General features: G+C 34.0%; 21 protein-coding genes. 11 read left to right on the top strand and 10 right to left on the bottom strand.

The window, feature by feature from the left end:
* Nucleotides 1-37: 37 nt before the first annotated feature.
* Complete coding sequence (locus tag GHC26_RS00495; protein WP_318936922.1) at nt 38-415, bottom strand: DoxX family protein; 378 nt, start codon at nt 413-415, stop codon at nt 38-40.
* Between the two features lie 165 nt (nt 416-580).
* Here GHC26_RS00495 and GHC26_RS00500 point away from each other — a divergent pair, with 165 nt between their 5' ends.
* Nucleotides 581-2296: an ABC transporter ATP-binding protein gene (locus tag GHC26_RS00500; protein ID WP_163969305.1), complete on the top strand. Its 1716-nt coding sequence runs from the start codon at nt 581-583 to the stop codon at nt 2294-2296.
* 749 nt (nt 2297-3045) lie between these two features.
* On the opposite strand, the gene GHC26_RS00505 is transcribed toward GHC26_RS00500, so the two are convergent.
* Together GHC26_RS00505 and GHC26_RS00510 are read right to left on the bottom strand one after the other, a co-directional pair.
* Nucleotides 3046-3873 (bottom strand): formate/nitrite transporter family protein, encoded by an 828-nt coding sequence (locus GHC26_RS00505; protein WP_163969306.1) that lies wholly within the window; start codon nt 3871-3873, stop codon nt 3046-3048.
* A gap of 455 nt (nt 3874-4328) precedes the next feature.
* The gene (locus tag GHC26_RS00510) at nt 4329-5336 is read right to left on the bottom strand and encodes a DUF3231 family protein (protein ID WP_163969307.1); all 1008 of its coding nucleotides are present in this window, start codon (nt 5334-5336) and stop codon (nt 4329-4331) included.
* Nucleotides 5337-5446: 110 nt separating this feature from the next.
* On the opposite strand from GHC26_RS00510, the gene GHC26_RS00515 reads away from it, so the two are divergent.
* The 3 genes from GHC26_RS00515 (at nt 5447) to GHC26_RS00525 (ending at nt 6916) form a co-directional block, all read left to right on the top strand.
* Nucleotides 5447-5746, top strand: a complete 300-nt coding sequence (locus GHC26_RS00515) for a 4a-hydroxytetrahydrobiopterin dehydratase (RefSeq protein WP_163969308.1) — start codon at nt 5447-5449, stop codon at nt 5744-5746.
* A 281-nt stretch (nt 5747-6027) separates the two neighbouring features.
* Nucleotides 6028-6621 carry an HD-GYP domain-containing protein gene (locus tag GHC26_RS00520; protein WP_163969309.1) on the top strand — a complete coding sequence of 198 codons (594 nt, stop codon included), beginning with the start codon at nt 6028-6030 and terminating at the stop codon, nt 6619-6621.
* Nucleotides 6622-6712: 91 nt separating this feature from the next.
* Entirely contained in the window at nt 6713-6916 is a 204-nt protein-coding gene (locus tag GHC26_RS00525; protein WP_205599180.1) for a CDGSH iron-sulfur domain-containing protein, read from the top strand.
* Between the two features lie 51 nt (nt 6917-6967).
* Here GHC26_RS00525 and GHC26_RS15810 read toward each other — a convergent pair whose 3' ends face one another.
* The 3 genes from GHC26_RS15810 to GHC26_RS00570 form a co-directional block, all read right to left on the bottom strand.
* The gene (locus tag GHC26_RS15810; RefSeq protein WP_318936925.1) at nt 6968-11374 is read right to left on the bottom strand and encodes a LysM peptidoglycan-binding domain-containing protein; all 4407 of its coding nucleotides are present in this window, start codon (nt 11372-11374) and stop codon (nt 6968-6970) included.
* A gap of 420 nt (nt 11375-11794) precedes the next feature.
* On the bottom strand, nt 11795-12799 hold the full coding sequence (locus tag GHC26_RS00565) for a DUF3231 family protein (protein ID WP_163969310.1): 1005 nt from the start codon (nt 12797-12799) through the stop codon (nt 11795-11797).
* A gap of 333 nt (nt 12800-13132) precedes the next feature.
* Nucleotides 13133-13936: a DUF2935 domain-containing protein gene (locus GHC26_RS00570; protein WP_163969311.1), complete on the bottom strand. Its 804-nt coding sequence runs from the start codon at nt 13934-13936 to the stop codon at nt 13133-13135.
* Between the two features lie 136 nt (nt 13937-14072).
* Between GHC26_RS00570 and rlmH the strand changes: the two genes are divergently transcribed.
* Nucleotides 14073-14552 carry a 23S rRNA (pseudouridine(1915)-N(3))-methyltransferase RlmH gene (gene rlmH, locus GHC26_RS00575; protein ID WP_163969749.1) on the top strand — a complete coding sequence of 160 codons (480 nt, stop codon included), beginning with the start codon at nt 14073-14075 and terminating at the stop codon, nt 14550-14552.
* 150 nt (nt 14553-14702) lie between these two features.
* On the opposite strand, the gene GHC26_RS00580 is transcribed toward rlmH, so the two are convergent.
* Entirely contained in the window at nt 14703-15224 is a 522-nt protein-coding gene (locus GHC26_RS00580; RefSeq protein ID WP_163969312.1) for a hypothetical protein, read from the bottom strand.
* 3 nt (nt 15225-15227) lie between these two features.
* Nucleotides 15228-15596, bottom strand: a complete 369-nt coding sequence (locus GHC26_RS00585; RefSeq protein WP_163969313.1) for a DUF1878 domain-containing protein — start codon at nt 15594-15596, stop codon at nt 15228-15230.
* A 167-nt stretch (nt 15597-15763) separates the two neighbouring features.
* Here GHC26_RS00585 and GHC26_RS00590 point away from each other — a divergent pair, with 167 nt between their 5' ends.
* From GHC26_RS00590 to GHC26_RS00600, 3 genes are all read left to right on the top strand, one after another.
* The gene (locus GHC26_RS00590; RefSeq protein ID WP_163969314.1) at nt 15764-17611 is read left to right on the top strand and encodes an ATP-dependent nuclease; all 1848 of its coding nucleotides are present in this window, start codon (nt 15764-15766) and stop codon (nt 17609-17611) included.
* A gap of 62 nt (nt 17612-17673) precedes the next feature.
* Nucleotides 17674-19227: a UvrD-helicase domain-containing protein gene (locus GHC26_RS00595; RefSeq protein ID WP_163969315.1), complete on the top strand. Its 1554-nt coding sequence runs from the start codon at nt 17674-17676 to the stop codon at nt 19225-19227.
* Between the two features lie 154 nt (nt 19228-19381).
* Nucleotides 19382-19750 (top strand): hypothetical protein, encoded by a 369-nt coding sequence (locus GHC26_RS00600; RefSeq protein ID WP_163969316.1) that lies wholly within the window; start codon nt 19382-19384, stop codon nt 19748-19750.
* A gap of 48 nt (nt 19751-19798) precedes the next feature.
* On the opposite strand, the gene GHC26_RS00605 is transcribed toward GHC26_RS00600, so the two are convergent.
* Together GHC26_RS00605 and GHC26_RS00610 are read right to left on the bottom strand one after the other, a co-directional pair.
* On the bottom strand, nt 19799-21088 hold the full coding sequence (locus GHC26_RS00605; protein ID WP_163969317.1) for an McrC family protein: 1290 nt from the start codon (nt 21086-21088) through the stop codon (nt 19799-19801).
* A 5-nt stretch (nt 21089-21093) separates the two neighbouring features.
* The gene (locus GHC26_RS00610) at nt 21094-22656 is read right to left on the bottom strand and encodes an McrB family protein (RefSeq protein ID WP_163969318.1); all 1563 of its coding nucleotides are present in this window, start codon (nt 22654-22656) and stop codon (nt 21094-21096) included.
* A 145-nt stretch (nt 22657-22801) separates the two neighbouring features.
* Here GHC26_RS00610 and GHC26_RS00615 point away from each other — a divergent pair, with 145 nt between their 5' ends.
* Genes GHC26_RS00615 through dcm form a run of 3 tightly spaced genes read left to right on the top strand, consistent with a single transcriptional unit; the run spans nt 22802 to nt 25479 of the window.
* Nucleotides 22802-23011 (top strand): hypothetical protein, encoded by a 210-nt coding sequence (locus GHC26_RS00615; protein WP_205599181.1) that lies wholly within the window; start codon nt 22802-22804, stop codon nt 23009-23011.
* Nucleotides 23004-23948: a DNA cytosine methyltransferase gene (locus tag GHC26_RS00620; RefSeq protein WP_163969320.1), complete on the top strand. Its 945-nt coding sequence runs from the start codon at nt 23004-23006 to the stop codon at nt 23946-23948. The genes GHC26_RS00615 and GHC26_RS00620 overlap by 8 nt, the downstream gene beginning before the upstream one ends.
* Nucleotides 23932-25479: a DNA cytosine methyltransferase gene (dcm, locus tag GHC26_RS00625; protein WP_205599182.1), complete on the top strand. Its 1548-nt coding sequence runs from the start codon at nt 23932-23934 to the stop codon at nt 25477-25479. Before GHC26_RS00620 ends, dcm begins: the two co-directional genes overlap by 17 nt.
* Nucleotides 25480-25814: the final 335 nt, after the last annotated feature.

Genomic DNA, 25814 nt, shown 5'->3' on the forward strand with positions numbered 1-25814 from the left:
CATATGTGGATAAAGTTGTGGATATGTTTATGGATGATTAACCTGAGCCTGTTTTTCCTGGTACGTGTTGCCAGATAAGTAATAAGAGAATGACCATGACAATATCCAGTCTTGCTTCAAATAGAAATGCCAACAAACCTTGTTGTAAAAGAATTGGCAGTTTCGTTAAGTAGAGTGCTCCAAACATAATGAGGATTAATGGTGCAGTGGCCAGTTTAATATATAATCTACTGATAATAAGTGCTCCACAAGTAAGCTCAGCTATGGCAACAAGGAATAAGGTAGATTCTGGAAAAGGTAATCCTAAGCTAATAAACGTTCCTTTAAAATCAGGTACAATCAGCTTGAGCATACCAGATGTAATAAATACGTAGCCCACAGCATAACAGATCCATGTGGATAGATGCATCTTCATGTAATTAATTCCCTCCAATCCATTCACTTGTTCTATCCTATGCATGGTTGTGGACAAAGTTGACAAGCAATTTTAACTGGGAAACATTTTGTAGCTCATTTGATTGCGTGAAGTTTAAAATAAGCTTATAATTTCTCATAGACTAAAATAAAGGAAGTGCCACATGTGTTAAGGCGTTTTTTCTCGTATTATAAACCACATAAACGACTATTTATCATAGACTTTACTTCTGCTGTTATTGTTGCGTTATTAGAGCTTGCGTTTCCAATTGCAGTACAATGGTTTATTGATGAACTATTACCAGCAGGGGATTGGGATTTAATTGTAACCGTAAGTGTACTACTTCTTTTTGTGTACTTACTTAGTACATTTTTACAATATATTGTCACCTATTTAGGTCACAAACTTGGTGTTAATATTGAGACGGATATGCGACAAGACTTATTTCACCATGTTCAACGGCAGTCATTTCGGTTCTTTGACAATACAAAAACAGGCCATATTATGAGCCGTATTACAAATGACCTATTTGATATAGGAGAGCTTGCACACCATGGACCAGAGGACTTTTTTATTGCCATGATGACCTTTGTCGGTGCATTTTTGATTATGTTTACAGTTAACATACAGCTAGCACTAATCATTTTGTTTTCTGTTCCAGTTCTCATTTTCCTAATAACGTATAGCAATATTAAAATGGGAAAAGCTTGGCAGAAGATGTACAAAGATATTGCAGCAGTCAATGCTCGTGTAGAAGATTCTGTTTCAGGCGTTAGGGTTGTTCAATCATTTACAAATGAAAACTATGAAATGGAACGATTTACAGATGATAACTATAGTTTTCGTAAAGCGAAAGTAGGCGCCTATAAGGTAATGGCTTTTGTCCATTCGAATATTTATATGATGATGCGTCTGATTGTATTGCTTGTTCTAGTAGTTGGTGCATGGATGAGTTTTAATGATCAATTGTCCTATGGGGAATTAGTTGGTTTTGTCTTATATGTAAATGTATTATTTAATCCAATTCAAAAGATAAGTGCATTATTAGAAATTTATCCGAAAGGGATGGCTGGCTTTAAGCGCTTTATTGATATTTTGGATGTGGAACCAGAAGTGAAAAATCGTGAAAATGCTATGGAAGTGGATCAGTTAAAAGGTGATATCTCTTTTGATCATGTCACCTTTAATTATGAAAAGACACAAAAGCCAGTTTTAGATGATTTAAGTTTTACTATTCATAAAGGGGAAACAGTTGCATTTGTAGGCCCATCTGGTGCTGGAAAAACAACAATTACGTCTTTAATCCCAAGATTTTATGATGTGGATGGTGGTTCCATTACGGTTGATGGGATTGATGTTTGTGACATGACAAAGGAATCGTTACGAAGCCAGATTGGTATTGTGCAACAGGATGTATTTTTATTTACGGGTACGTTAAGGGAAAACATTGCCTATGGCCGGTTAGATGCAACAAACGAAGAAATTGAAGAAGCAGCAAGGCAAGCTCATATGGAAGGATTTATAAAAGAACTACCAGATGGCTATGAAACCCAAGTCGGAGAACGCGGGTTGAAGTTATCAGGTGGTCAGAAGCAACGGATTGCGATTGCAAGGATGTTTTTAAAGAATCCGCCAATTTTAATATTGGATGAGGCAACATCTGCACTGGATACGGAAACGGAAATGATGATACAACAAGCCTTAACAGAACTTGCAAAAGACCGCACAACCTTAGTAATTGCACATCGACTCGCTACCATTAGAAATGCAGATCGAATTATGGTTATTACGAAGGATGGAATTGCAGAAGAAGGAACACATGAGGAACTATTAAATCAAAATGGCATTTTTGCGAAATTGCATCGAGTACAACTTCGCTAAGTGAAAAAGATCTCCTCGCTTCTCTAGCATGGAGATCTTTTTCATACGCTGTTTTATAAAGGTTGCTTTTAGGTATCAAACGTCATGCATATAAGATGGATGATGCGCAATAACTAAATTATGCACATTGCTCCGCCTCGGAAAAACACTTCGCTTTCACCAGGGGCATAAGCGCGACATCTGTTCAAACTATTCGTTTTCACAGTGTCTTCCTAGCCATGGACACGGCCTCAGCCTCCTCAGAAGAACAGAACGCTTCTTCTGGGGTCTTTGGACACGTGCTGTTCCCATAGGAGTCTCCGTATTCTGCCTTCATTGTAGAGATTTTCTAGTCAAAATGTCATTTAAGAGTTACGGAAATAGCAAAATCCTACAGAATAGGAGTTGGCTCCCTTCTCTAATCACTAATAATAAAGCCTATATATTGCAATAGCTGAATCTAGCGGAGGAAAAACATGGAGACTCCTGCGGAAAAACGAGCCTAAGAGACCCCGCAGTATGGGTTTTCACGAGGAGGCTCGTGGGGAGTCCGCGGAAAGCGAAATGTTTTTCTGTAGCGGTAATTTTAGCTAAATGTTATTGCACATTATATAGATTATGCGTCGTAGAAAACAACAAAGTATACGAAAAGAATTTTAATATGAACTGTTCGTTCTCTAAAAACTTATGCCCTTCGTGAAAGTGATTGTCCGAAGCAGATATCACTGACGCAATTTTATTAATTACTGATAGAAATCTTACAAAGCTTGTTAAGAAGCTTTTTTAGTTGTTGGTATATTCATTTCATCTGGTTGGTTCTTCTTTGTAACAATATGTAGTGCTAATCCAGTAAATAAAAATCCACTAACAAAGTTTCCGATCGTGACGGGAATCTGGTTCCATAGCCACCAATCACCAAAACTAATATCGGCACCAATCATCATCGCAGTTGGAATGACAAACATATTAACGACAGCATGCTCAAACCCTTGAGCAAAGAAAATAAAAACAGGTAACCACATGGCAACAATTTTTCCAATGGTGGCATTAGAGGTAAAGGCCATGATTGCCCCCATTGTTACCATCCAGTTACATAATAAGGCTTTTACAAATAGTACAATCATACCATCTGATCCATACCCTTGATAATCTAATGTTTTTCCCTCAGCTACAGAAATAATTTTTTGCATCAGTAATGAATCCTCTACATGGCCAAACTTGGTTATATAGATACTAAATAATACCGCATAGAACAAACTACCAAGTAAATTTCCGATGAATGCCCATAAAAAATTTCGAGCCATTAGCGGAATGGTTGTTTGTTGACGCATTTTTGCAATTGGCAGCATTGCAAAAGAACCTGTAACTAATTCTAAATTTAGTAATAGTATCAATACAAATCCAACTGGAAAAATGAGAGCACCTAAAATATCCAGTCCAGTTTCCGTTGCAGCCGTGTAGGCTAACGTGGTAGCATACCCTAAAAAGGCACCAGATAAACCCGCCTTAATAAGAATTTGATGAATTGGCAGTTTTGACTTTTTACCGCCAGCATCCGCAACAGCGTTTATGACATCATTTGGTTTTACATAATCCATCCGTTCACTCCTCTCATTATTTTCCTCAAAAATCACATTTGCTCACCTTAGAAAATATGTTTGCTTTTTTGTCACGTTGAACTTATTGTTCTAACGTGAAAAAACCGCTTTCATAAAGTGAGCGGTTTTTTTAGTTTACGAATAATATTTCTAATTGCCTGTGATTTCAGTCACTATTTTGACATTTTTATTACAAAAATGTGACTATTTTGTGTATTAAATCTTAGCACTATTAATATAGAATAAATTCCCGCATGTAACGGGCGTAAAATCCCCACTTCAAGATTTTCTTAAGAGATCCAAGAAAGGTAAGTGGGGTTTAAACTGCTCCTAAAAATCGGATTCGTTTAACAAACCATCAGTTGGGAAGGAAAAAACTCCACGGATTGAAGTTTTCCTTTATTTTGGAAGGTACTAATCTTTTAGAGTGTAGATCATTTATTTGATCATATTTTTTACTGATCGGCTAGTTTATCTCGGTTACTAGCATGAGGTGGTTCTTCCATCCATCCAAAATCAATCATGAGATTTGCTCCATCCTCTGAATATTTTAGTACTTCATCGATAAAACGGTGGTAGTGTGCTGTTAAATCACGTCTTAAGTTTGTCGACATACTTGTACCATAATATCCAAGTCCCAGGGATATCAATGATGTGATAGCAAATAGCATTAGCCGTTCAGAAATAGGTGCAACGGTGGACTTGGTAATAAAATTATCTGAATTCATTGGGACAGGAAGATCATTTTCCCGTAAAATAGACTCAAGTACCTCCATTTGTTTAGCAGCAATTTGTTTACCACGCTCAAAAAACTCCGATATTTCTTTTGTGTTTGTTACTTGGCGAAAAGCAATTAATATTGCTTCACCTATGGCATTTCGCTGATGGTTTGAGAATATGTTAGCAATCTCCAGCGCTGTTAATGGTCGTCTATTACCAAACCAGCCTGTTAAAAAGGACTGTTTTTTTACGAAGTCAACTTTCTCCGGATACGGAATCACTGGTGCTCTTGTGAATACCCCCTTTTCTAACAGAAGGCTTTTTGTCATCGTATTCAGTTTATTGGACTCATTAAGACACTTACTATAAAAATCGTCTATATCTGATCTAGTAGCTAATGATTTTGCCATGGTATAAGCATTAAGTGATTGTTGAGAAGATTGGTTCATAAATTCCATGATAAAGACATCTGTAAATAGTGGTGGTGCATCTAAATTTAGATCCTCCTCCTTAGAAAATCCCTTTGGAACAGGTAAATTTTCCTGTTCAAATAGTGTTGTTAATGTTTGGATGTGAGATTTCGATAATTGTAAGGAATGTTCTAGGAGTGCCTTAAGATCTGGATCCTTCACGATTTTCAACAGATACGTTACCATACATATGGAACCACTATCATTTTGGTAAGACGTCCATAATTGGGATAATTCCCCTGATGTTAGCTGAACTGCTTGATTGTTTTCCATTTTACATTTCCTCCGTTGTTTTTATCTGTTATTTACATAGTGTTTGCATGTAGATAAGTTGTATTCTTGTTACAATGAAGCTAACAAAACGCTAAAAAAGGAGGATATGTATGCGGAGGCTAACAGAATCGGAAATATCAGAAGCTCTGGAAAAAGTACCGAAATGGGAACGGTTAGATGAAAAGTGGATTCAACGAAGGTACCGGTTTAAGGAGTTTTTAACCGGCATTCAATTTGTGGATCAACTAGCAGCATATGCAGAGGAAAAGCAGCATCACCCTTTTATGTCGATTGATTATAAAGTTGTAACAGTAAAGATCTCTTCTTGGCAGGCAAAAGGACTAACAGATCTGGATTTTGAAATGGTACAACACTTTGAGGAGCTATATGAAAAAGTAAACCAAACATAATAAAACATGTCGACATTTCCTGGGAAATGTCGACATGTTTTTACCAGATAAGAAGTGGAACCGACTGGCTCTAATTTAATATATCTAGTATAAGGAAAACGCTCTTTTTGCATACTTTGTTTTTTTTACCGCGCATAATCCATCTTTTAGAAAAAGCCAAGAAAAACAACATTTTCGCTAAGGTGGGAATGCGAATCTTTATAATGTTTCTATTCTTTTACTAATATGCTATCATAGTTAAAACAATGTAAATTTTCTAAATAAGGTAGGAGTGGTAATCAGTGAATAAAACTCCACAATCATTATTTAACGAAATCACGCAAGATAATGATGTATTACGGGAATTTAAAAACCATTCGAATCGAGTCATGTACTTAACGACCATGCTAGGAAAAGCAATTAATTGCTATGATGAGGAACTTAAAGTAGCAGCATTGCTACATGATATTGGAAAAATGGGATTATCGAAATCAATCCTATTTAAACCTGAAAAGCTAACCCCTTTAGAAAAAAGAATTATAGAAAGTCATAGTCATGTTGGTAATTTGATTGTGCGAAAGGAATTAAATATGCCACGTGCTGCACAATTTGTGCGGGATCACCATGAAAATTGGGATGGGTCTGGATATCCAAGAGGCTTAAAAGGGGAAGATATATCGATTCAGGGCCGGATGATTCGGATTTGCGATACGTTTGATACCATGACATACGAGGTTAGACATTATAGTACATACAAAATGTCTCATGAAGAAGCATTTGAAGAGCTGAGACGGTGTGCTTGGAGAGAATTCGATGGCCAATTGGTGGAGACATTTATTTCATTAGTTAAGGAACACGGTACATCCAATGATTGGTCTACTGCCATGAAAACATGAAGGTAAAATGGAACAGATTATTTTTACTTTTTAATGGATTCTGTTTATAATGAATAGCTAAGAGGACTTATTTCGATAAGGGGGACTTATAATGAGTGAAAAGGTACAAATCAAAGTAAATGATAATGGATCTTATCGTGTAACGGGTGATGTGGAATTAGTGGATAAAGAAGGAAATGTGTTTGAAACAAAAAAGTCTTTCTCACTATGCCGTTGCGGACATTCAGCCAATAAGCCATTCTGTGATGGAACACATAAAAAAATTGGCTTTGAAAGTGCACCAAGAGCAGAGTAAGGGAATGAGAAAAGCTCCGTATCCCATTAGGAAAGTACGGAGCTTTTTTGTTTATACAATCGGAATTTTTAATACCTGGCCAATGTAAATCATATCACTCGTTAAATTATTGGCTTCACGAATTTGGTCAATGGTAACATTATTTTTCAATGCTATACGATACAAGCTATCTCCAGAAACAACGGTATAGTTATTATAGGTTGCTTGTTCTTCTTGGATAGTTTCTTCGTTATTACCTTCCATTTCACCTATATTAGAAACTTCTATCACTTTATCTTTTGTGGTATACCAAGTTGGATACGCATTCCAAATCGACGTATCTTCTTGTCCAATACTCCAATGACCAACCCCTCTAATCCCATACTGATCGACTAGTGCTAATTTAGCTTGATAGGACTGTTCATTTTCATACCAAATGGTGTAGGTCCCTTCTGGTAAGGCTTTACCCAGGATATACATATGTGGATCATCTTCCTTAATCGTAACGACTGCTTTTGCACTTTGGCTCTCTTCGTCAAATGTAATGGTATGTTCGTATTTATCTAGCATGTCTTTCACTTGTGAGTTGGAAATACCGTTTCCTCCAACTGCTTGACCTTCCACCCAATAGCGTCCATAATGGGCAAGTCCAAAAACAATCTTATCCGCCTCTACCCCTTGTGACAGGGCATACTGAATGGATTTTTCTACCCAAGGTAAGCTTGCAACTGGTCCGGGGTCTGAACCTTGATAGCTTTCATCATAGGTCATCATCATTAAATAATCAGCATGTTGACTGAGAGCATTATAATCATATGCTCCATGCCAGCCTTGTTCCCAACCATAAGGATTTGCAGCTACAGCTACGGAGACCTCTTTTGATGCTGGTAGCAATTCCCGCAACAGTTTTACAAATGCTGTAAACTTATCCCGGTCTTCGTGTGTAATATTTTCAATATCAACATTTACCCCATCTAAATTATACTTCATTACAGCATCTGCTATTTGTTGAGCTGTTTGCTCATAATTGGCAAGCATAGCACGTCCTATTTCACGATCCCAATGGTTACTTAAGAATGGAACGACACGAATCCCTTGATGATGCATATTTTCTACAAAGGTAGCATCCACAAGATACGTTAATTGTAGTGATCCATCTTTATTTAAGTCAAAATAACTTGGTGCTACTACATTAAATGCTCGTTCTGTTCTCAATACTTGATTCGTAAACGTCTTTACATCGCCAAAATACATATATCCCAGATTTAGTGTTGTGTTTGCGGTAACGGGGAGCTGTAATAGTTGGTTTACGTAAATAATGTCCCCTTCTAAACGATTGACACGTTTAATCGCTTCAACTGTTGTATTGTATTGCTTAGCAATCAGTGATAAATTCTCTCCTGATTGAACCGTATGGGTTAGTGCTGTCGGCGCAATAGATTCACTATAATTTCCGGCATGATCAGATTGAGTCACTATAAAGGAATAGTCCTCATTTTCTGGAAGGTCTTTCAGGTCTATATCTAGGTTAAAGACACCAGTAGGATTCATAGTATGCTGAATTTGTTTGACAACTTCCCCATTTTCATTAATCACGTCAATTGTAATGGTTCCTAATGCTTCAGCTACCCCTACTACATTATAAACGATCGTATCCCCGACAATAGCATAGCCACTGCGATTAAGCGTTGGGTTGGAAATTTGTGTGTCTTTTTCAAATAAGATTGTTTCGGTTTCACTTTGGTTTCCTGCCTCATCGACTTGGGTAACCTCCATGGTTAATGGACCATCCTTTAACATGGAAAGGTCAACTGTCACACGAAAGTGCCCATTTTCTGCGATGGCATCACTTGTAATGGTCTCTTCTCCATCTGTTATTCGTAATAATACGTGAATGCGCGCTTCCCCCGTTATTCCAGATATAGGAAAATGATTGGTATTATGCTGGTTTACATAATCATTCATGTCTAGCTGTATATTGTCTGGAGCTGTTGTGTCTTTTACAACAGTATGGGTGTCATTTTCCCCTTTATTTCCAAACGAAGAGGAAGCCTGTAAACTTATTTCGATATCTCCGTCATTTAAAGAACTGACATTAATCGGCAGTGTGAAATTCCCTTGTTCATCTGTAGAGGCTGTGCGATTGATCGTTGTACTGCCGTCAGTAACTTGGATACGAATTATACTGTCGGGTGTAGCAGTACCAGCAATCATATAATCGGTTTCATTACTAGTCGATATTGTTTCAAACGAAGCAGTAGAGACAATTTCAGGGATCTCTGTATTTTTGATTAATGTGCTTACTGTTTGCTCACTACTATTGTTGGCTTTGTCATACAGTACTGCTGCAACTCTTATCTCTCCGTCTCTTAGATCAGAGAAATTAATCGGGATGGAAAAATTGCCGTCTTCATCTGTTGTCCCTGATTGCTCTTTTATTACCTCGTCATGTTCAAAAATAAGTAATTTTACCGTCGCATTTGCCTCTCCATTTCCATTAATGACATAGGCTGTTTCATTTTCAGTTGTAATGTAGGCTTCATGATCAATAGTCGGTGTATCTGGTGCTGTTGTATCTTTATCAATATACCGTATATTCACAGAACTTTTATTACCAACTGTATCATGTTGGAATACACGAAAGGTTAAGGTAGAATCTGCAAAATTACTTACATCTAAAACCACCTCATACGTACCATCATCTTGCACTAGGGCTTCTGTTGTTGTTTCAATTCCAGTTGTATCGGTCACGGTAACGAAAACAGTGGCATTCTTTTTTGCTGTTCCAGAAATGGAAAAGGCTGATTCATTTTCTTGGTTCACGATATCGGCAATACGTACTTCTGGCACATCGATAGTGGTATCCTTCTGAATGATAGTTTCTGTCCTTTCACTTTCTCCGCCACTTTTATGAAGCGCATTGGCTGTAATGGTAAGATTGCCGTCCTGTAAAGTTGCCAGACTCATCGTTGCTTCAAAGAAACCAGTTTCATCTGTTTCCACTTTCTCGGTTACCAAGCCATTTCCAGCATCTCGAATAGAAATTGTAATCGTTGTTGCTGGATCAGCCATTCCACTAACAGAATAGGTCCCTTGGTTATCCTGGTTGACAGGGTGAAGGGAACCAATAGTTGGCTTGGCAGGAGTAATGATCTCTTGTATTGGTTCTGCCGTTTCTTGAACAGGGGTTGATAGTAATAACGTTTGCCCTACAAAAATACGATCTGACGGTAAATTATTCACCTCTTTGATCTCGGTTACCGTTGTTTGAAATTTTTTCGCGATGACAGATAGGGAGTCACCAGCAACGACTGTATACGTAATGGGTACTTCTTCAACAGATTCAACTGGAGCTGCAGGTTGTTCTGTTTCTATGTTTACTTCTTCCTCAGTAGGTTCTGGCGTTGTGGTTGGTGTTGTCTCTTGTTTAGGAACGTTTAACGTTTGACCAATGACAATACGATCCGTTGTTAAATTATTTAAATCTTTTAATTCGGTTACGGTAGTGTTAAACCGCTTTGCAATCACAGATAGAGAATCCCCTGCTACAACTGTATATGTACTTGTGGCTATTTCCATAGGTGTTTCAACAGGTGCAGCAGGTTCTGCAGCAACTTCTTCTGTCAGAGTAGGATCAAGTTGTTGTTGTTGTGGAAGTTTAAGATTTTGTCCAACCACAATACGATCCGAAGTTAGGTTATTTAATTCTTTTATTTCCGTAACGGATGTATTAAACTTTTTTGCAATCGCCGATAAGGAGTCTCCTGCTACAACGGTGTAAGCGGTCGTCTCTACTTCTGGCGTATTAGCTACACTTGGTTCTTCAATTGGTTCTGTTTTGGTTACTTCTGGTGTTGTATTTTGTGTTATAGCTGTTTGTTCATTGACTTTTAAAGGGATTTGAAGCCTCTGTCCAATAGATAGTGTGTTTGTTTTTAAGTTATTGATGGACTTAATCGCATCTACGGATGAATCATATCGTTGTGCAAGACGAAACAAATTATCACCAGAAATGACCGTGTGTGTCGTAAATGGCATTTGCAGCTGTTGGCCGACAACAATACGATCGGAAGTTAAGTTATTTAATGTTTTGATAGAATCAACTGATATATTTGCGTTTTTAGCTATAAGCGACAAACTATCCCCTTTTTTTACAGTATAGATGTCATAGGGCTGGCTTTCGGTTTGTACTTGAGTCGTCGTCCCCTCACTTGTTGGCGTTGCAGCGGCTGTAGTCACTACATTTCCGATAAATAAGGAGGATACGAGTAATGCACCTGCCATAACCCGTACATAATTAATTTTTAAGTGAGGAAATTTACTTTTAACAATCTTTGCAATCCGCTGACTTAGGTCTTCCTTTTCATCGGTTAGCTGACCCAATTCTTGAGCAAATTCCGTCCTTTGTGGATCTATATAAACAATGAGCGTATAATCATTGCCACTTTTTGTTAATTCAAATCGCTGTATTGCTGTCAATGGAAACACTCCTTTTACCCTTTCTCTCTTTATTGGTTTCCTTTTACGGATTTCTTCATGCAAAAATCTTTTAAGGCATCGGACAAAGTGTTCCAAATAATTTGTTAACGGACTCCCATTTTATGGTGGTATGGATACAAAAGGTTATAAGGAGTTAAAGTTGTTATTAAGTAGGTTTAGGTAGGACTAGGTATTAAGTCGAGCTTGGTAGCGATAGATTACTCGTAATATTTTAGAAATAACAAAAGGCTTGCATATTCAATATCCAAGCCTTTCTAAAAATAAGTAGTTCCGGTACCGTGTGTGGAGAAAATGTAAAAAAGTAGGTGAAATGTGAAATAACATACTAAAACACCTGGATTTTTATCCAAGCGGTCTGTTTTTATATTATCTTGTTAACTTAAAGCCCCCGATAGTTTTTTATGCTTTTTCTTGAACCTTTTTTCTATCCACTGCATGAGGTGGCTTTTCTACCCAACTGTTTTTTATAGCCAGTTTCGCTCCTGAGCTTGTGTACTTTGCAATTTGTGCCATTAAACTTGTGTAATGCGCCACTATATCACTTCTCATACTCGTAGAAATACCTAAACTTATATTTCCAGTTGATAGAGAATTTAAAGACAAAATCATTCCCATCATCAATTTATCTGAGAACGGAGAAATGGTGCTATTCGTTATATCTGAATCCCAAGTAAATGGAGCATTGATGCTATCATCTGAAAGAATTTCGCTTAAAGATGATATGATTTTCCTGCTTAACTTAATCCCCTTTTGAAAATAATTTTTAACTTCCTCATTTTCAGCTAATTGTGCAAAGCCTGTAATAAGTACTCCACCAATTAAATTTGATTCAATATTATTTGATATATGAGTAATTTCCACTGACAACAAAGGTCTCTTGTGTGGTGTTAAATATCCAGCCATAAAATTTTCATCTTGAATAAATTCCACTTTATCAGGATAAGAAATAATCGGTGTACGGACAAGAATCCCCTTTTCCACCATTAAGTTAGTAACCCTATCGTATAGTTTTGCACTTTCATTTAAAGCAGCTAAATAAAACGATTTAACATCTTTCCGATATGAGGTTCCTAATGCAATACCATATAGATTTGATCCGTCTCTACCCATCATTTGTAAATAACGCAAAAAAAATATATCTGAAAAGATCCTTGGTGCATTTTCAACTACATCGGTATTATTATAACCTTGTGGAATTGGAATTTTTTCTTGCTGAAAAATCGTTGAAACACTAGACAAATGACCTTCAGAAAGCATTTTTGAATGCTTAAGAATTTCTTCAATTTCTTTGTCTTCTACAATATTCAAGAAATGATTCACCACACATACATTCATACTATCAGACATGTAAGAACTCCATAAATTTGCTATTTCAGATGAAGTTAATTTAGGATTATGTTCCATAACTAAGCGATTTCCTCCTTTTATTTAAATACACTATTACCTTTTGTAAATATTAGGAAGTCTAATTATGGAAATAACTGTATTATAAACTTGGAGACATAACCCAATAGCACTGTAATCAAATCAATATAGTAATTAACACGTTGATATAATAGCTATTGTCAATATGTTATTTAGCTTGCGATTCGTATGCTAATTTATATGTTGAAACCGACAATCGTTGATACAACAAGGAATAATAAGTGACCAAATGCGATTTGGTCTTCTAATTACTATGCTTTTTCGTTTGTTTCTCCACAGAAGCGGAGCTACCTACCCTAAAACTATTACCTTTTAACTTTCCTTTCTTGGCTTTGTTGGGTCACAATTTGGTATAGACACATTGGTGGATTCGGCTAGCTTTATTAAATAATAACATTCCTCCCGATACATATGATCTGCCATTAAGGTAGAAAAGGTACTTAGAACGGTATACGACACTTCCATTTCTTCTACTTCATGGAGGAAGGAACGAAATAAATTCATTTCAACTTCCACATCATTGTTGAATTTGTTGAGTGCAGGAAAGGATGTAATATTGGATCGGAGGTAGCCGGTTAGTTCGATCGCTTTTACATAAAAATGGTCGAAATGATCAGCGAATTGTTTGCTTTTTTCCTTTAGCCTTTTTTCAACTCCATCCAATTCATCATTAATAGCTCCAGCGTGACCAGAGGCAGCGGGCAGCCAAACTAAGTGATGGTGTAATTCATGAAAGATTGGAGGTGCTTCTCCTTGTTTTAAGTAGCTGATAACAAGTTCATATTCCTCGAGTTCATTGACCATATGATTTAGAAACGTTGGGGTTAAGTGAATTCCAATACCCCCTTTTAAGTGACGCTTTATGATGGATAGCTTAAAAGACTTCATGTCATCTGCAGCTGATTCTGCTTTTTTTGTAAAGGCAATTACATTATCCTCTTTTAGTGATTTGGATTCTTCTAATAATGTATCAAACGTGTCAACGAATGTTCTTGCTGTTTGTACATCCTTTTCTTCAGATGGAAAAAGAGAATCTCTTATAAATCGTGCATGGTCACCTAGTACTTGTAACCAAAAGTTGTGTTCAAATGTAGCACTACGTAATAATTCCTCCATCATGGTCATCCCCTTTTGTATGTTATCGATAATATTTATTCAATTTTTTGGTGAAATATTAGTTTGTTTTAGGAGATATAGTTGGTTTTTGGTAAACTAACAACGATGAATCGTAATTAAAGGACGTGTGTTGACGTTGAAAATAGCTGTTGTGGCAGTTGGTAAGTTAAAAGAAAAATATTTGAAACAAGGCATTCAGGAATATGTGAAGCGGCTAGGTGCCTATGCGAAGATCGATATAAAAGAAGTAGCGGATGAAAAAGCACCAGAAAATATGAGCCAAGCTGAAATGAAGGAAGTAAAAAACAAAGAAGGAGAACGAATTCTCGCTAATATAAGTCAAGATACATATGTCATTACCTTGGAAATAAATGGAAGAATGTTAACATCAGAACAATTTGCAGCTAAAATGGATGAGTTAGCCACCTATGGAAAAAGTAAAATTGCGTTTGTGATTGGTGGCTCATTAGGTTTGAGTGAAGAAGTCCGTAAGCGGAGTAATCTGGCATTGTCCTTTTCCAAAATGACATTTCCACACCAAGTTATGCGGTTGGTTTTGTTAGAGCAGGTTTATCGGGGGTTTCGGATTAATCGGGGTGAACCTTATCACAAATAGTGGTAAAACAGAGAATTGAATTGTTAATTAAAAAGGAATGGTTAGAAAAGATAAATCTTTAAAATATATAGATACTATTTTAATTTAAAGAGTTAAGACAGGGGTGTACTGGTATCCCCTGTCTTTTCAATTTTAAATTGGTGGTTTCCCTCAATCTTGCTTCCTTCCTTTTTGCCTTATTCTATTTATAAACCAACTAATTAAGGAATTTGTAGATTTATTTTGAATGATTAATAACTTGCCTTTAATTATCTCTACTATTTCCCTATATATTGTATCGATATCCTTGAAGTTTTCTCTACCTTCTATGTTTGCGATTTCTTCATCCATATGCTGAATGGAAACCTGCTCTTTAAGGCAATTATCAATTCTACTTATAATAGATTCTATAGAGGATTTAATTTCATCTTCGTTAATAGGTAAGTCATATAGTACATTATTCAGTTTGGTAATAATTTTTTCATAAGATTTTTCACTACCTCTTATATATTTTCGCTTATTCTCGCGTGTTTCTTCTGCAATGTTTTTTATTCTTGAAAGAATATCAGTATATGTATATTGCATTGTTGTATTTTTAAAATATTTCACTGTCTTACTAGCAAATATAGATGAAATTACAGCCCCACCTAAAGAGACTATACTTGAGATACTCCCTAAAGTGCTTAAGTCCAATATTTAGTTACCATCCTTTTCACTGATAATATGCTTGTACTTTGGAAAATCACCATATAGTGCGGGAAAAACATTTTCCCATCTTTCATCTTCCCAAAATGCTTTTACTATATACTCGGCTAAATGGTAGTCACCTTCATTTCCAGTAATCTCATAAATTCTAGTTTCATATTCGACATTACTAACTTCTTCGTTTCGATCTATCCTGTCTCTAATTTCGTCCATTAGATTCATAATTTCGTTATACTGACTTTTGGTGATATTGTATTCATAGAGGACCCTGTTGATGTTGGAATCATGAAACATCAAATCTAACTTAAACTCTAAATGTTGAACTTTTTCTTCTAATAATTTTACTCTTTCATCGCTCATATATACTCCTCCTTTTAGTAATTCCTTAGTACCATTATAGCAAAATTATCCATTAGCAGATATATAATAAATTTTATCAATATCAACCTTTTTCTATTTTCCAGTGCAAATCAACAATATTTTGTAATTATGTTATTGTAAATGTATAAATAATTTGGAGGGTAATTATGTACATTTCGAAGATGTCTATTAAAAATTATCGTAATTTTGGCAATATACCATTTGAAATGAAGTTGAAGAAATTTACAACAATAATTGGTTCGAATAATGTTGGTAAAACAAATTTACTAGAATCCATTGGATTGATATTAAGCCAAGATATAACTATGTTTAGGAAAAGAATATTGCAGGTTGAAGATATTAATTATGCAACTAGATTAAAATTTAAACAAGATATACTAAATCAATCAATACCATTTGATAAACTTGAATTCCCAGAGGTAAAAGTCCAGTTAACATTTGAAGGGATGGATAATAAGCAATTATCTGTTGTGGGTGATTGGTTTTCAACTAAAGCAATGGATAAGGCTAAATTAACCTATGTATTCAAACCAACTAATAACTTTGATAAAGAAGCATGGGTTACAAAACAGAGGGAAAATATTAAACAACTTATGAGCGAAAGAAAGGGAATAAAACAGGAAGACCTTTTAAAATTTATTGAATTCCCAATTAAAAGTTATCATTACATAATTTACGGAGGAAATGACCGTACTAATCGTGTTGATCCATATTTCCTTAGTATGTTGAAGTTAGAACTATTAGATGCTATTCGAGACGCAAAACGGGAGTTAATTGCTAATGGGGATTATAAGTTGCTATACCGAATTTTAAATCAAGGTGAAGAGAATGCATATGAAGATATAAAGGAAGTACTAAGCGATTTAGATGAGAAGATTAGAGGAAACGATCAACTTAGTGATATTAGAAAAACATTAATTGAACAATTGAATAAGATTTCTTTACAAGGTACAGGAGAAAATAATATAGACTTTCACTTTTCAACGCTTGAAACGGGCGATATTTTAAAGAAACTAAGTTTGATTTATGGCCAAGAACCGATAACTATTGATAGAAATGGACTGGGCAGGAATAATCTTTTATACATTTCATTAATACTATCTCGTTTAGCGCCAGAAGAAAACATAGAAACTTGTTTTAGGGTTGTAGGCATTGAGGAACCGGAAGCACATCTTCATCCTCACTTACAAAAGCATCTTGCCACAAACATAGAACAGATAAATGCAAAAAGAGATGATTTACAAATCATTTTAACATCACATTCCACTCATATTACAAGTTCACTTAATACAGAAAATATGGCAGTTTTATTTAGAGATGGGTCGGATATTAAAAAGCATTACATAACTGATGGTTTTGAAGAAAATAAAAAAGGGAAGGAACACAGACGATATCTTGAAAAGTATTTAGATGCCACCAAATCTAGTATGTTTTATGCTCGAAGGATATTGTTAGTAGAAGGAATTGCGGAACAGATTCTAGTGCCGTTATTATTTAATCTATCTTATGGTAAAACACTAGATAGCATTGGCTGCAATATATTAAACGTGAATGGAGTTGCTTTTAGACACTTTTTGGAAATTATAAAAAATGGGTACTTCATAAAATGCGTTGTATTAACTGATGGTGACGTGGGTAAGAAAACGGAAAATCGTTCAGTTAATTTAAAAAATGACTATGAAAAACCCTATAGCACCATAAAAGTTGAGGTTAACAAGGAAACTTTTGAAAAAGAACTTATTGAAGTAAACAAAAGTGGTTTTGGGAAGGAGATACTACTTAAAGCACTTAACAATACAAGGCCAAATAAAGGGCCAGAATATGCGAAGGAAATAAAAAATAATGAAATTGAAACCGATGTTTTCTTTGGAATGATAGAAGATTATAAATCAGAATTCGCATTCAACTTAGGTGATGAAATTAAAAATGTAAGTAAAGATGCATTTCAAGTTCCCAAATATATTAAGGAAGGTTTTGAATTTATCTTAGATTGAGATAGTTCATAGACTATCCTGTTGACACTAGTCTATGAATGGAAAGATAAGGAGCGGTGTAAATGGTAAAAAAATTAAAACCTACTTTGGTTCTTGCGGGACCCGGTGCTGGTAAAACTCATCATATTATAAAGAGAATTAGTGATAAAATACCATTACTGGATTCAAAAAGATTCCTTGCTGTAATTACATACACAAATGCGGCTGCTCTTGAGATTAAGGAACGACTATCTAAAAAAATTGAAGTGCCGCCAAACGTTTTCATTGGAACAATTCATAGTTTTTTAGTTCGCTTTTTCCTAAAGCCATTTGGGAAACTGCATGGCTATTTACCGGAAAACGTAATATACAAAGGTGTTAAAATTGTCGCTGAAGATAAAATCGAAGAAAATAAAATTAAGAGTAATATAGTTCGTAAGGGAGTAGTACCCTATGACAAAATAGTTTCACTTTCGAATAACCTAATTGAAAATAAAGTGGTAAGAAACCTTATTTCTCAAAGAATACAGTTTTTGTTTGTAGACGAGTTTCAAGATGCTGATGCAGGGCAGTATAAAATTTTTGAGCAAATTAGAATTGCGGGTTCAACGGAGATGTATTTTGTAGGGGACCCAGAACAGAGTATAATGTCATTTCAAAACAAAGGGCGCAAAATACCTACAATGGATAAAAGAGCAATTTCAAAGGCAATTAATAGTCGTATGATAAATACTGAGTACTTATATGGGAATCACCGCTCAAGTAAACCAATTATAGATTTTATAAATAATTTTCATACCTCTATTAATCAAAGATATTCCAACGATAGAAATAGGGCTCAAACTAAAGTAACCTTCATTTCAGTAGCCAAAGATATAGGTGAAATAATTGAACAATTTAATTTGCTTTGTAATGATAGGGCTTATTGTGAAAGTCGACCTAAACGAAGGTTTTTCTTAGCATACGAGGGTAATACTTATAAACCCGTCGAAAGTGAATTTGGGTTAATTAAAAAAGAGGATAAAGACTCCGTTGATATAAATTTTTTACAAGAGAGTTCCAAATTCATTTGTGAGGTGCTAAATAAAGGGAAAAATACAATTATTGATGAAATGGAAATAGATAACTTAAAATATAGACAACTTTGTTTGAAGTTAATTAATAGTATAAGAGAAAATCCATTTATGAACAGCAAGGATTTAATTAATAACATTAAATTCCTTTTTAAGTATGACCCATATAGTCTTGTTCATAGCAAAGTAAAACATAGCCCAGAAGAAATTGCAGAGGATTTCCTTAAAAAAGTTAATTTTGAAATGAACTATAACAATAATAAAGAGAGTGAGGATTTTTGTCTTACTATTCATAAAGCAAAAGGATTACAGGCTGATGCAGTCTTAATAATCGCAAAGACACAAAATGAGTTGAAAAAATGGTTGGAACAAGATGAACAAAAAAGGGCATTGGACAAAAAAGATACTTGTAGGATTGGTTATGTTGGATTTAGCCGTGCGAAAAAGTTTTTGTGTATTGCTTGTTTGGAGGATATAGATGATAGTTTGAAGAAACAATTAACTAATCTTAATGTAAATATGATACCAGTTAAACAGAAGGTTAATGCAGGAGTTGGACACTAAACTAGATCCTATTTATGTAGACAAGGAATAATTATTCCTTGTCTTTTTATTGCCATTAATTAAAAAATTACATGGAAGGGTACAAAAGATAGTTGTAAAAATGCAGTGAAAGGCTGTTTAATATAGAAATAAAACGGTAAAGGGGGTGGAAAAATTGATTAGATTAAGTGTAGAAGAATTGGTTGAAATTAATGATTTTTACAATGGCTCCTCAAAAATAACGATCACATATGCAACAGGTAATACTGTTCTACTGGAACTTAATGAAGATGGCGATACAGAATTATTTATCCTAAGTAAAAGAGATTTGATAATGATACAAAGAAACTTTTATGTAGAGGATATATGTGAAATTGTTCGTTCAAGTGTGTATGGCCATATTGAAGTGAAGGTCGATGAATCCATAGAACAGTATCCAGTGCAGATTTCCGTGGAAGATGGACATAAGTATTATTGTAATGTAGAAGAACTTAATTACATAAAACGAATTATCGATAATCAAAAAGGTGTGATAGACAGATAAAGTTATTAATTGAGAGTGGTGTTTCACCACTCTCAATTCTCAATTATATTAAAAGATTATTTCCTTCAATTTTTTTACTATATTCCATTCTTCTTCCTTGGTGTATATTCTTCCATTAAGGTTAATAGTAGATATATTTAGATTTGTATCCGATTCTATATAAAAAGAGTAAACGTCAGAGACAGCCGCTTCATATTCAGGATACAGTAAAATAATTCTAGGTTTTTGATATTTATGGTAATAACCAAACATTTGGTAAATATCCTTATCACTGACACCTTTTCTTGGCTGATCTTGTACTAATTTTTTGTACTTTGTATCGATAATTACTTGCACACCGTTTTCATTTTCAATCGAGATATCTGGTTGTAAGTTAAAACATCCTTTATTCAATTGATTATAAATAAGATGATTCCCGCTTTTTTGTGTATAAACTTTACTGTGCACTAAAATTTCATTAGAATATTCTTTGATTAACTCTGATATATAGTCTTGATAAACAGTATTCATATCTATATTAAAGATAAACACATCATTCTCGTTATTACCTCTGAAGTCAATGGATTGGTTTAGTATATAGAACCTTGCAAAGTTCAATAAATTCTCATAATCAGCCAAAAGCCGGTCATGCTTAACTAGGGTAAATGTTGATCTGCTTATATTTATATCACTGACATCTGATAATTTTAATAAAATTTGTTTTGCAATCATCTTGTTTTGTGGCCATACTGTATTTCTACTCATATCTTTTACGACAAATTTAAAGATTTGGTTGACTATATTATCTTCAGTATAATTATCAAATTCACTATACATTTTTAGATTTAATGGATTTTTTATTATATTTTTACTAACCAATATCTTTCCTTTTATAAAATTAGAGTTTTCCTCCTCTCTGACATATGTTCTATATAAACCCCGCAGTATTTTTAGTGAAAGGTTTTGCAAAAAGAGATTAATAAAAAAATCCAGAATCATTCCTCTAGATACATCAAAATTGTTAAAGTTAATGTTATTATTGGGAACCTTCAATGCTTTGTTAATCATATAATATAAATTTCTATATATTTCTGTTTTAGTATCATCATTGATTTTTACGTTAGCATGATTATATATTTTAGGTAATATTTCTATAAGGATATCTTCTCTTAACTTGATTACCCCAACAAAATTCTTTATATGAATCCCTTCTAGGTCAGTCTTTAATACATGTGAGTAATTACTTGAAATTAAATGGTTGAGTTCGTATAGGCTGTCATAATTAAATGGTGTTTCTACTTTTTTCATTATCTCTTTGTAAGGGAGATATGAATATTCAAAAGTTGTTATAATTTTCATTTGCATCAACCCTTAGTTGCTATTTGTTTAAGAGTTTCTATTAATTGGTCATCAGAGATATCGTAATTAATAGAGAATGACAAATTTTGTCCTTCATCTATTGTAAGGTTACCTAATAGAGAAGTAATTTCGGCTGGGTTTGTATAAAAGTATTCTTGGAGTAACGGAAGTATTTGATAAACCCATATATGTTTTAAATCATTTGTAATTTTGTCCTCAGGTGTATCCAATAGACTGAAGAAATAACTATGGCCAATAATATGCTCTTTATCAATAGAACTTTTAATCTTATTATTAATTACCTGTACTGCATTAATGGCAGTTAATATTAATTCATTTGTAGTGTTTAATAATGAGAAATCAGGGGTGATTTCAAAGAAAGTGAACCTTCTCCTTAGTGCAATGTCGATTAATGCAATAGATCTATCAGAGGTATTCATTGTTCCAATAATATATAAATTATTTGGTACCGCAAATGAGTTATTTGAATAAGGTAACTTTACTACTGTCTCTTCATGCTGATTAAGCCTTTTGGTTTTTTCAATGAGTGTAATTAATTCCCCAAAAATTTTAGATATATTTCCACGATTTATTTCGTCTATAATCAAACCGTATTTAAGATCGGGATTTTTCTTTGCCTCATTACATAATTTTAGAAATATGCCATCCTGAACAAAATATTGTAATTGCCCAGTAGAATCATTTACCTTCGCTGTAATTCCTTCAACAAATTGTTCATAGGAATATGATTGGTGGAAAGTAATCATTTCACTGTAATCAAAAACATCTTTTAATTGATTTGTGTAATACGTTTTCCCAGTACCCGGAGGTCCATAGAGTATTAAATTTGGGTTGTGATCAAGGAGTTCTATTATTTTTGTTATTTTTTGGTTTTGGTACAAACTCTGCTTTTCCTTTATTATTGGTGATAAACCATCAGTAACATTAACATGTGTAGGATTTACTTTTTTGCTTACCGATAGCCCCTTATAAGCGGTTAAATTGTATTTTTGTTCATCTGATTCTTTAATACCTAATACAAGGTATTTTAGTTGTTTTCTGTATTTTAGAAAGATAATATAGTCACCAGTATATAATTGCTTTCTAAAATCAGTGAATTTATTAGAATCCTCCTCAATATAAGAAATCTCCACTTGTTGAGAATTATCTCCTCTTCTACTCCTTGCAGTTGTTGTAAAGCATTCTAGACCCGTATCATTTTCTTCTATTGAGTTTCCCTTTAGATAGTTTATGTTATTTGATGTTATTGTAATGGGTAATTCAAGAATGAATCTTCTTTTAAAAGAGTTATCTTTATCTTGATTTTCAAGATAATTAAAATTATGTAAATACGGGAATATATCCATTTCACGAGAAGTAAGTGCAATATGAGTTTGATTTGCTGAAGAACTATGTGTAATTGTATTCGTGGTTGCTAACTTTTTGATCAGTATTGCGTCAAAAGTTTCACTTAAATCTTCATGGTTGATATTAAGATCGCTGCTATATAATTTTTGATCTTTAATTATTGTTTCAATGGGCTCTAAGGCGTTATCAAAAGCCGACATTACGTACACTCCTTAAAATTTATTTTATTTTAAGGATATCACAAATAATAAAATCTATTAAATGTAAGTGCTAATCATTTATACCCTGATAAAAACATGATATAATATTTATGCAAACAAATGATCCTATAAGGGGATGAAAATGGTGAAAAAAGTAGGGAGGCCCTCTGGGAGAAGGAAAACTAGTAAGATTGAGATTTTATTAGAACCTGCTACAAAAGAAAAATTTATGAGATGCCTACAAGAAGAAGGAAAGTGCGCATCAACCGAAATTGGATATTGGATTAATGATTATATAAGAGAGCGTGAAAAAATTACATATAAAAGTGTTAACGGGGGAAATAAAAATGAATAAAGTAGTTTCTTTGTTTAGTGGTTGTGGCGGATTGGATTATGGTTTTATGAAGGCTGGTTTTGATGTTATTTGGGCAAATGATTCTGATAAGTTTGCTGTCCAAACATATAAAGAAAACTTTGGAGATCACATAGTTTTAGATGATATACAGGATATTGATATTGACTCAATTCCTAATCCAGATTTATTGTTAGCCGGGTTTCCTTGTCAACCTTTTAGTATGATGGGGAGTAAGTTAGGATTTGATGACGTAAGAGGGACATTGTTTTTTCATATAGCAAAAATAATAGACAAAAAGAAGCCAGAAATTGTAGTTTTGGAAAATGTAAGGACACTTAGAACCCATGATGGTGGGAAAACTTATAAAGTAATTATGAATATACTTGAGAATGAATTGGGATACAAAGTTTTTGATCAAGTGTTAAATAGTGCTGATTTTGGTGTTCCTCAAAAAAGAAATAGAACTTTTATAGTTGGTTTCAAGGACCATTCAGTAGAATATGAATTCCCTAAACCAGTTCCTTTAAATAATACTATGCAAGATTTATTAGAAAAAAATGTTCCAGAAAAGTACTTTTTATCTGATAGAATTTTAAAAACTATTCTTTCACATGGAACTAAGAATTATAGAGCAAATCCCGAAATTGACTTAAAGGTTGCTAGACCTCTATGTGCCACAATGGCAAAAATGCATCGTGCTAGTCAAGATAATTATGTAACTGATAATGGAAAGGTTAGAAGGTTAACCCCTAGGGAATGTGCAAGGCTCCAAGGGTTTCCAGATGACTTTAAAATAGAGGTATCGGATTCACAAGCATATAAGCAATTTGGTAATGCAGTTACTGTCAATGTAGCAAATTACGTTGCTAACAGTATTATTAATGCAATCAAAAATAATACAAATAATGAGGTGCAGGAGATTGCAACCACTTTATGATATAGAGAGTAAGGAAAGAAGGGATTATAAAACATCCCTAAATGAAATAAAAACACTTCTTTCATTGGCTTTTGATAATAATAGACCTAAAGAACAATTAGTGTTAGAGGAAGTCTATAATTATGTATATGAAAGAATTGGTATTATACAAGATGCTAATAATAAAAATGAGGTTGAAGAACTAAAAGCATTGATTAATAAATATATGGAATTTGATTATGAGACTTTCTTTAACCTAATTATTGAACTATCAAATAATTGTTGTGTAGAGGACTCTCCAACATGTGGAGATTGCCCAATACGTAATTATTGTGAACAGTACAGAACAAAAAAGGTTATGGAACAAAAAAACAGTGATAATCCTTTGTTAATTGACTTATTTTCAGGGGCTGGGGGTATGTCGTTAGGTTTTAAACATGCGGGATTCAATATTGCCTTAGCAAATGATGTTGAAAAGTGCTGTATTGATACTTATACACATAACCACCCAGAAGTTCCTATAGAAAGTGTAGTACTAGATGATATAAAAAATCTATTAACTTATGCTGAACAGTTACTTCCGAATAAAGAAATTGATCTTATTATTGGTGGCCCCCCTTGCCAAGGATTTAGTAATGCTAATCGACAACGTTTGATCGATGATCCAAGGAATAAACTTTACAAGCATTTTGTAGAGTTTGTAAATTTAATAAAGCCTAACTTTTTTGTTATGGAAAACGTTCGTGGCATGCAGTCAATATCTGATCAGATTATAGAGGACTTTGAACAATTAGGTTATAATGTCCATTGTGAAATTTTAAATGCTGCGGACTTTGGAGTTCCCCAAAATAGGGAGAGAATAATATTCATTGGCAATTTAATAGGAGTAGATAGTAAACAGATTTTTTCAGAAATACGTCAAAAGGCTAAAGAAATAGATACACATGTTTTAAAGGATGCCTTATATGGTTTGAGAGAACTTAAGGCATCAACAATTAAGAATTCAACTGAACTTGATACTGAGAAATCTGGACGTAAAATTGATAAGAACAATTACTACGGAAAAGAAAATGAATATATTAACCTAATTAATAATAGTAAAAAATCGAAGTTTGTCTTCAATCATAAGGCCCGTTATAATAACGATAGAGATATTGAAATTTTTGGTAGACTGAATCAAGGGGATAAATCTGATGATCCCAAAATTGCAGATATAATGCCATATAAAAATAGAAACCACATATTTAAGGATAAATACTTTAAACTTCAAAATGATAAGTTTTCCAAAACTATTACTGCACATATGAAATTTGATTGTAATATGTATATTCATCCAACCCAAGCAAGAGGATTAACGCCAAGAGAGGCTGCAAGGGTACAGTCCTTCCCAGATATTTATTTTTTTAAAGGACCATATACTAAGACTTATATGCAAGTAGGTAATTCAGTGCCTCCGTTAATGGGGAGAGGTATTGCTAAAGTTATTAAAGAATATATAGATAAGTTTAAAGAGGATAAGTCACTGAATGAGAAGTCTAGTGTAGGAGTGTAAAAATGATTTGTGAATGCGGAGGAGTATTTTTAGTTGAAAAGATTCATAAATCCAAAAATGAAAAATCTAGGTTATGTGATGTGAAGTGTGTGAAATGTGACATTTACCAGTATTATCAGCCTTATGGAAAAATTAACTTGATTCCAAAAATCACTGAGAAATAGTCTTAGTGCTTTTTACATTATTTGATAAGAAGAATTAGGTAAAAATTTTGCCCCATTAAAAGTGGACGTTCATTTACTTTTAAGTGCTTTTAATATATTTACTATTGTCTTTGTTTTAGAAGGAGATTTTTTAGTATTTTATCCATTCTAAACCATTCAAAATTAGGAAAT

This window comes from Oceanobacillus halotolerans (genome assembly GCF_010993955.1).
GTDB classification, from domain to species: Bacteria; Bacillota; Bacilli; order Bacillales; family Amphibacillaceae; genus Oceanibacillus_A; species Oceanibacillus_A halotolerans.